General features: G+C 35.4%; 6 protein-coding genes. 1 reads left to right on the forward strand and 5 read right to left on the reverse strand.

The window, feature by feature from the left end; all coding sequences use genetic code 11:
• Window positions 1-87: 87 nt before the first annotated feature.
• From DS885_RS09365 to DS885_RS17525, 3 genes are all read right to left on the reverse strand, one after another.
• The gene (locus tag DS885_RS09365) at window positions 88-1,740 is read right to left on the reverse strand and encodes a putative bifunctional diguanylate cyclase/phosphodiesterase (RefSeq protein ID WP_113819175.1); all 1,653 of its coding nucleotides are present in this window, start codon (window positions 1,738-1,740) and stop codon (window positions 88-90) included.
• A 658-nt stretch (window positions 1,741-2,398) separates the two neighbouring features.
• The gene (gene serC / locus DS885_RS09370; RefSeq protein ID WP_113819176.1) at window positions 2,399-3,574 is read right to left on the reverse strand and encodes a 3-phosphoserine/phosphohydroxythreonine transaminase; all 1,176 of its coding nucleotides are present in this window, start codon (window positions 3,572-3,574) and stop codon (window positions 2,399-2,401) included.
• Window positions 3,575-3,999: 425 nt separating this feature from the next.
• On the reverse strand, window positions 4,000-4,137 hold the full coding sequence (locus DS885_RS17525; RefSeq protein WP_181817745.1) for a hypothetical protein: 138 nt from the start codon (window positions 4,135-4,137) through the stop codon (window positions 4,000-4,002).
• A 379-nt stretch (window positions 4,138-4,516) separates the two neighbouring features.
• On the opposite strand from DS885_RS17525, the gene DS885_RS09375 reads away from it, so the two are divergent.
• Window positions 4,517-5,278, forward strand: a complete 762-nt coding sequence (locus DS885_RS09375) for a DNA/RNA non-specific endonuclease (protein WP_113819180.1) — start codon at window positions 4,517-4,519, stop codon at window positions 5,276-5,278.
• A gap of 98 nt (window positions 5,279-5,376) precedes the next feature.
• Here the strand turns inward: DS885_RS09375 and DS885_RS09380 are convergent, their stop codons facing one another.
• Both DS885_RS09380 and DS885_RS09385 read right to left on the reverse strand, forming a co-directional pair.
• Window positions 5,377-6,897, reverse strand: a complete 1,521-nt coding sequence (locus DS885_RS09380; protein WP_113819177.1) for a hypothetical protein — start codon at window positions 6,895-6,897, stop codon at window positions 5,377-5,379.
• A 951-nt stretch (window positions 6,898-7,848) separates the two neighbouring features.
• Window positions 7,849-8,196 carry a hypothetical protein gene (locus tag DS885_RS09385; protein WP_113819178.1) on the reverse strand — a complete coding sequence of 116 codons (348 nt, stop codon included), beginning with the start codon at window positions 8,194-8,196 and terminating at the stop codon, window positions 7,849-7,851.
• Between the last annotated feature and the right edge of the window lie 642 nt (window positions 8,197-8,838).

Genomic DNA, 8,838 nt, shown 5'->3' on the forward strand with positions numbered 1-8,838 from the left:
TTAATAGTCAATGAGCAACACAAGTCCATGGATCTTTTACGTTTTAGAAACAATTAATTATCAGATAAATATCTATATATTGTTAAACTATACGAGACTCGTATCATGTTCAATTAAGTCAATGACCTCGGTCAAAGGTAATGCTTTTGAGAAGTAATAACCTTGAGCATAATCACAGCCTAATTCAATTAATAAATCTAACTGCTGCTTTGTTTCTACGCCTTCAGCTAATACGCTTACATCTAATATTTTTCCTAATTCAATAATATGCTTAATAAAGTTTTTATCTAACTCAGTATGGCAAACCTTATCGACTAAGCTTCTGTCTAGCTTTAATTTATCAATGCTTTTATGGAAGGTACGTATCAAACTCAATGATGAGTAACCTGTGCCAAAGTCATCAACAGCAATATGCATACCTAATGCTTTTACTTGTAACATATTCTCAGAAAGCATTTTAGAGTTATTAATGGAGGCTGTTTCTGTTACTTCTAACTCAATAAAATGGGTAGGACAACTAGTCACTAATAATATATCTCGAATTCGTTCGATAAAAGTTGTCATTTCCATTGTTTTAAAGGAGATATTAATCGCAATTCTAGGAACATTAAGGCCTTGTTTTTGCCATAATGTGGCCTGTTTACAGACCTTTTCAAACACCCATAGATCAAACTCAAAATGTAAGCCAATATCTTCAGTAATCGCTATAAAAATATCAGGACGAATAATCCCAAGAGTAGCATCTGTCCAACGCGAGAGCGCTTCTAAACCAACTAAGACTTTTGTCTTCATATCATATTGAGGTTGATAATGAACTTCGATGATCTCTTCTGACATAGCTTGCGGCAATGATTCTATGATCAATTTATGTCTCAAAAAGTCTTCTTTAGGCTCAGGTGAGGCAATAAAGTAATTATTAATACTGTATTTTTTAGCTTTTTGTTTTTCTGTTTCGGCGGCGATCTGCATCGAGTGGTAACAATGGTATTGATACCCAGGAGAACTCACCCCGATACTAAATGATTTACTGATAGCTAACTGCTCTGAAATAACAATAGGTTTAGTCAGTGCAAAACATAAATTTTGACAAATAAGCTCAATACGCTTCCTGAGTACAGGCTCAGGTAAATCTTCATTATCTTCAATTAAAATGGCGTATTTAGCATTAGAAAAACGGATAACAAAACCAAAGCTTTTTAATAAAGACTGTAACCGCTCACCTAACAATGTCAGATATTGATCACCAACCATATAATCGTAACGAAAGTTAATAGCAGAAAAGTTATCGGCTTCTAAAACTAATAACACCATGTTTTTCAGTGCTATTCGATTATTTTCCAACAAATAATTAACACGTGAAATTAGTGCCCAACCATTTGGTAATTTAGTGATAGGATCAATTGACTTATTTTCAGATACACTAAAATACAAAGCGAATATATCACAACCTTGATATACACAATGCAGCTTTACACTGACTGCATAATGGAATTGATTAAACAATTTAGCATCACAGAAAACACCATCTTCATAACGTAATGCACAATTAAATAAGTCATCTAAGCTGTCATAGTTAGCATCCTCTGCTAATACTAACTTTTCTGATAATTGCGAGTTTTGTATCGCAGACGAAGAGAACCCAGACATTTCAGTAAAGGCTTCATTACACTTTGTCACCATATTGACACTGCCTCGATAAACAGTGAGCATCGCTAGCAATGTTTTACTATTATCAAGCATAAAAGTTAATATCTACAGCTAAAGGTAAAAAGTATAAGTTTGTTGAGTTATCAATAGTATATAAAATACAAAATCCTTAAATAAATAAAGAGTAATAAACTGAGTATAGACCAATTCGAATTACATTCATGACAGGGAGTCATTTAAGAAGGGAAATAACTTTTTACTAACTTTGTTGTCGATAGAATAAAAAGTAACAACAATAAAATAAGTAATTTAACCCAATAAATGAGACCGACAATATTAAATAAATAATCTAATGGTTGATCAATATAAGAGATCATTTAATTAATATGATTGGTATTAACCTATGAATTAGTGTGGTTACGCTAAATAGCAAGAAATTCATTAATTTCTACCTAACACAAAATATTAGCTGGAATAAATTACGATCACTTAGTGATTCTTTATTGACAGTAAACTTACTTTATCAACTCTTAATATATAACGTTTGTATCTATAAATAAATAGATTTTTTGATTTATAAGTGATGTTAGTCATAACTATTTTAAAAAAAACAAACAGTAATCAAATGGATCATTCCAGGGCAAATTGATCATAAAAAGAAGATGAGTGTGAAGAGGAATGAAGGTAACCTTTAAATGATAACGGCTATTATATTATTCATATAATAACCGCTAAAATAAAACGGGTGAAATTAACTATTTTCTATTTGGAAACGGTGCATAAATGCAGCTAATCTTTTTGTTTCATCAACGGTCACCCCATTATATAAGCTTGCACGTAGGTAGTCGCCTACACCAAAAGGCGTCAGAGTGCGAAGACCCACCATGCCTTTATCCCAACTTTCAATTAAAAACTTATTGGTTAAAGCCTCATCACCACCAGCAATGTTAAAAGGCACATTCATGCGACTACGTAAGCTTGTATTAGTCACAGGTGTTGCGTAGAAACCATTGGACTTATCAATTACGTCATATAACGCATTTGATTTAGCAATAGAACGGCGTTCACATTCATGCACACCGCCTTCTTTGACTAACCAATCCATTACCATTCCAACTACTTCGATATTAAATGTAGCTGGTGTATTCCAAAGATTACCCGCTTCACTATTAGTCGTGTAATTAAAGACCCCCGGACAAAGCGGTGATGCTTTACCTAATAAATCTTTACGTACAACCGTCATCGTTAAACCTGGGTGACCGATATTTTTTGATGCACAAGCAAATAGGACACCTACGTTACAACCAAGCCAATCAATGGGTTTGGTGCTGAAATCAGAACTTGCATCCACCACTAATGGAATATGTTTTAATGATTCAGGTAATTTAGGCAAGCGATGCAACTCAATGCCGTTTACCGTTTCGTTAGAACAAAGATAAAGATACTTACTCTCTGCATTAACATTGGCCTCAGTTAACTCTGGAAAAGTAGTAAATTTCCCTGTTTCTGGATCGCGTCCATCGATAGTATGAACATTACAATATCTATCAGCTTCATCTCGACCACGTGCAGACCAAGTACCATTAACCACATAACTCGCAATATCAGACGCTTCGGCACATAAATTCAATGGTAACGCTGCAAATTGACCATGGCCACCACCATGCGTGAACAGTATTTCATATTCTTCAGGTATTTCCATTACTTCACGAGCCGTACTGACTGCGTGATCCAAAATAGCCAAAAATTCAGGCGCACGATGGGATATCGATAGCGATGTAAAGCCAGGTTGATTAAAACTAGCTGCAATTTGTGCTTCAACCGCTTTTGGAAGAGAAGTTGGACCAGGGCTGAAGTTGATTACTTCTTCAGAAGGAGCGGTAGAACTAAGTGAGCCAACGAGGGCCGGATGAATCTCTGTATTCATGTTGTATTACCTTACATAATCAAGTCCATATTAACGCTTATAAAAAGTGTTAATTTTTTAGTGGATTCATTATGCAAGCAAATTTTCAGCCTGCTTAGGGCCAGAATGAGCTTTTCTTGATCCCAATGAGGAAAAAGTAATACTTAGTATGGTGAAAAAAGTAAGTTAAAAAGTGACGAGTCAACGAGTACTCGCCCTTTTTATTTTGCTATACCAATGATAATAAATAAGCGATCTAAATTTCACGCAGGAAAAATGACTTAGTATCAGGCATAAATAGCATTTTAAAGATTAACCTCGTTAACCGTCAGTCTGATAGTTAACCAAAACCTATTCATTCTTTGAGGGGTTCCACCTTACAAAATTTACAACAAAACAATAAGTTATTTTAACAAGTGAAATAGATCCTAGTCTGATTGGTATTGTTAATGGCGGTCGTGTTGTTGGCTATGTCCACCACCTTGCTGACCACCACCTCCACCACCGCCATGATGATGAAAAAAACCACAACCAGTGAGTGATAGAGATAAGCCAAGAATCCCTACTAAAGTTAATAATCGCATAAAAACTCCAAATATAAAGCGTAAGTTAACGTGTAATTCAATAGACAGTTGATCAATCAATAGGTTCCAATGTGTCACCTTACATTATATTACACGGCACAATCAGATGAGATCGGCCAAACCTAGTTATCCACGCTTTTATTCGCTAAGTAGACTGCATGTCGCATTCTTAACACGACCTTTATAACGGCTTACTTAAACAAATAAAGCAGAGCAATTATTTAGTGTAATGAGCACACAAACCAGCCTTTAAATCTCCTGCAGAATATTTAAATTATACCTTTTTAATTAAACATTTATATAAATGTAACCGCAATGGCATCTTTTAACTGTACAAATATTCTTCCACTAAAACAATCTATAAGGATATACCATGAAAATGAAAACAACCGCCATGATCATCGCCACATTATGGAGTAGCATGAGCCTCGCAGACAATTGTGTTTATGATTGCCCTACGGGTGTTTCAGGTGAGCAGATCGAACGTTCAATTTACACATTAAGCAATAATGCAAATACAAAATTTGCAGATTGGGTTGCTTATAATGTAACCAGTGAAACGATTGATGGCCCATCTCGCTCACGATACTGGAAAGCTGACCCAGACATTGATTCAGCAGACACATTAGAGCCCGGTGACTACACGGATGCGAATGCTATTTTATCAACAGATAGAGGTCACCAAGTACCATTAGCTTCATTTAGTAATACAGATGATTGGGCAATGCTTAATTACTTATCAAACATTACGCCACAATCTTCCACTTTAAACCAAGGTCCTTGGGTAGACTTAGAAAGTGCAGTGAGAAGTATGGTCTCTGCTGGACAAGATGTTTACGTAGTCAGTGGCCCCTTATATGAGTGGACCTTTGGTGAGTTACCTGAAGCTGACGAAACACATACCATCCCAAGCGGTTACTTCAAAGTAGTGATCACTGATGTTAATGGCTGGGTAGAAGCTTCCGCTTTTATTATGGAGCAGAGTGCCGCTCGTGCCGATGATTTTTGTACAACAGAAGTGACCGTTGATGAAGTGGAATCTCGAAGTGGGTTAGATATTATGCCGTCTTTAGCTTCCTATAAAGAAAGCTCAGTTGAAGGTCAACTGGGTGGATTAACTGCTAGCTTAGGTTGTAGTTAAATTGCTCCAGTGCGAGTTAATGGAAATGAAAAATAAGATAGACCTTATATAAAAAAAGCCCTGCTATATGGCAGGGCTAAAGGACTCAAACTGCTTTATTATAATTCGTAAGCATTACTTAATGTGGTGGTATTACTCTCTAACATTGCTTGATATAGCTCTTCTGTTTCAGACGTCGTTGTAATTAATCCATTTAAGTCGCTATAAAACTCCGTTGCAGCAGCATCGTCAACAAAATCAGACGCGCTGTATTCACCTAAATCAACTAAATCGACATTGGTTGTCATTAAATATTGAATCACATCTGATTCATCAGCGTCAGAACTCACCAAATTAATTTCAACACGAGATAAATTAGGGTCATCATAGCCAAATAAGCTGCTTTCCAATACTACTGGCTCTTCATTGGCTAACGAGTAAATAGATTGGTAAGAGATATAACTTGCAGACGATGTTATTTCTTCATCTAAACGAAAGTGTACGCGTTGGTAATCAAAGTCGTCACTACTGTAACTCCCGTTTGTATCGATACAAAAAGCATCTGCAAGACTACATGTACTGCTCACAGTCACATCATCTAAAGTATCAACTGACGGAAACGCAGCTAAATCCAAAAAGGTCACGTCATCTAATTCAGTGAAACTGGTAAATGACCACTCATTATCACTGATTGCCCCCGATAAGTAACCGCTCCATAACGAAACCTCTGAAGTGTCATAGGCTAATGTCAATAATTCGACATCATCATAAATAGGCTGCCAAAAATAACTTTGATCATCATGTACAGCAATAATACCGCTGTCACTGTCTAACTCTACAGTGTCAGTGCTAGACCAATAAAGGTCGGTTAAATATAAGCTAGAAAGCGTTGATGTCATATTATAGCCGGCATCGTCTTCATCTTCATAAAGATTTTCAGGATCAATAAACTTCCAGGTTGTTAAAGCACTATATTGTAATGTAGTTGAATCATAATCATCATATGCAGTGATTAATACATCACGATCCGCTGGGTATGGTGAATCAACAGGAATATCTGCAGAAGTCGTTTTACCAGAGACTGATTCAACGCCATAACTGCTTTGATAGTACGATGTACTCTCACTAACTTCCCTTACATTTACTAACGCAGTGCCTGATGCGGTCTCTCGATAATCACTGCCAGTATAACAAGCCCCATCTTGCTCTTGAGTAATATTTAATACCATATCATCAAGCAGATCTTTCTGAACACTAAACATATAGCTACCTCGATCGCCACCGCTTATGGTTTCCACTTCTTCAAGTGTGACATAGCCATCGTCAGGTACATCAGTACTGGTAATGGTAAACAACCCATTAGTAATATCCTCTCCTTCATACGTTTCTGCGATGCTACCATCAGCATTATGATAAAGAATATTATAATCATCTTCAGCGACATAAGCGGTGATCACTTCACCATCATTCAAATCTGAATCAGCATAAATAATACACTTACTATCCAGTGAACTTTCACTAACAGATTTTAATTGCAGCACTTGCCACTGATATGTTGGGGCACTAGAATCAGAAGAGCCTGAGCCACACCCAACAACTAATGCAGGTACAATGAGAGACGCTAAGATGGACTTTTTCATTATTTTAATCCTTAAAATAAAATAGTGTTTAATATGAATACAGCCAAAATTTTCGAAGTATCTGGTGCTGCCGATAACTTGATAAAGCTTGTGTCGATTTTTTGATATTTAACGCCATTTTTATGACATTTATTAAATTAATAGCGTAAATAAACAAACTTAAAGTAATAATCACTGTGAATATACTTAGATAAAGCAGAATCCATGCCATAAACATTAAAGAAAAAATAAAAGTTGATGAGAATAAACAAGCAGATTGAATTTGAAGCAAGTAGAGGAGATTTTATGTGCATTTACATGAAATATATTGGTTAGGTTTAAGCTAGAGAAAATACTTTGATTAACAGCCTAACTACTTTAAACAGTTATATTAATGAGTAAAACAGCGCTATTAGTCGCGAAATAACCCCCAGTAGCATTAAATTTAAAAATAAAAAGTCGAGTTTCAGGAAAAATGATTTAGTTTAATGCCAATTGCATTAAATAAGTGCTCTCAATTTTGAGCCGGAAAAATAGATTAATTCAAGGCCTCATTTAAGCCTTTTCGACGATTAACTTCGTTAATCGTCTATCGGAGAATTAACCAAAAGAGGTTAATGCTTTATATAGTTGTTCTATGGGCGAAAATGGCAAGGAAGGACTCAGTTATTTAACAAGTAAAATAGATCAGTTACTTAGTGTGATTGGTATAATACTTTGTTAGCAAATTATTGAGGACATTAAACCTGTTAATGGAGTGAATAATGAAGATTAATGTAAAAAACAGGTTAATCCGCATGACTTACAAATACCAACAGTAATAAAGATGACATTAAATTGACAGGCTTAACACATAACAAAAAGCATTATTTTCCTACAAAAATGTACAAAGCAACTCTACAGCAAGCTTATATAGCAAGCCATCTGTAGAGTTGCTCTCAGCACATTGATCAGCGTTGTATGTTACTTGAATTAAACCACAGCCAATAATAAAGCTCCCACTGATAATGCACCTTTTAAGAATTGACCAGCAGAATAACTGTCATCCGCTTCTTCCTTGTCTTTTTCAGGATGGTCCATACCTAGCATACCATGAGCAAAAGACTCAACTTTACTTGTGCCCTCTTCTTCTGATGCAGGCACATTTGTCCTCTCTGCTGCAGACAACTCTTTTGCCTTAGCTGATAACTCAACATGGTTATTTTCTGTTGGTGTAACAGCTTTTAACTCTTTAGCAGCCTCTGCATCTTTAGTTTGTGCATGTTGAGGTGTTGCAACCTTAAGATGAGTACTGTATTGATTAATGCCAATATTTGTCATAAATCCCTCTAATTTATTCAATGTCCACGTCAATTTATCGACAGGAAAATAAAAAACTTAAGTTTTTTCTGTTTTATTTTTAAAAAAACTTATCGCTAACAAACTAAACAAGAGCATTTTTTATGCCATTATTAAAAATAAAAGTAAAAAGCGACATTTATACCTTTAATAATAGTTAAATATTCATAAAGCGGTAGAAAAAGACCGAAATTATCCTCTTTTTTAGCAAAAAATAATTAATTAAGAGGTTAGCACTGTCACCCAAGGGCAATGATAAACAAATTATTCCTCTTAACTTGCCGTATAGGAAGTGATTGCCGCTTTGTAAACGGCAATATGAGTGACAAACACCCCAACAAGCACAGTGGCTTTAATATTGTCAGTACAAAAGAGGAAGGTAACGGCTATCTAACAGCCTGAATTATACCAATTGCATTAAATAAGCGATCTAAATTTTGTGCAGAAAAAATGGCTTATACCAATTGTATTAAATAACTGATCTAAATTTTGCGCCGGAAAAATGGCTTAGTTTGAGGCGTAAGTTGATGTAAATGGTTGTTCCCTATACGAAACTTACAACGAAAAAATAAGTTGTTTTAACAAGTAAAATAGATCAGTTACTTACTATGATTGGTATTATTA

Source organism: Psychromonas sp. B3M02, assembly GCF_003318165.1.
Taxonomy (GTDB): Bacteria; Pseudomonadota; Gammaproteobacteria; order Enterobacterales; family Psychromonadaceae; genus Psychromonas.

Bases quoted from the DNA above. Each gene is read 5' to 3' on its own strand.
- DS885_RS09375 (WP_113819180.1), top strand. From the start codon at position 4,517: ATGAAAACAACCGCCATGATCATCGCCACATTATGGAGTAGCATGAGC.
- DS885_RS09365 (WP_113819175.1), bottom strand. From the start codon at position 1,740: ATGCTTGATAATAGTAAAACATTGCTAGCGATGCTCACTGTTTATCGA.
- DS885_RS09385 (WP_113819178.1), bottom strand. From the start codon at position 8,196: ATGACAAATATTGGCATTAATCAATACAGTACTCATCTTAAGGTTGCA.
- DS885_RS17525 (WP_181817745.1), bottom strand. From the start codon at position 4,137: ATGCGATTATTAACTTTAGTAGGGATTCTTGGCTTATCTCTATCACTC.
- DS885_RS09380 (WP_113819177.1), bottom strand. From the start codon at position 6,897: ATGAAAAAGTCCATCTTAGCGTCTCTCATTGTACCTGCATTAGTTGTT.
- serC (WP_113819176.1), bottom strand. From the start codon at position 3,574: ATGAATACAGAGATTCATCCGGCCCTCGTTGGCTCACTTAGTTCTACC.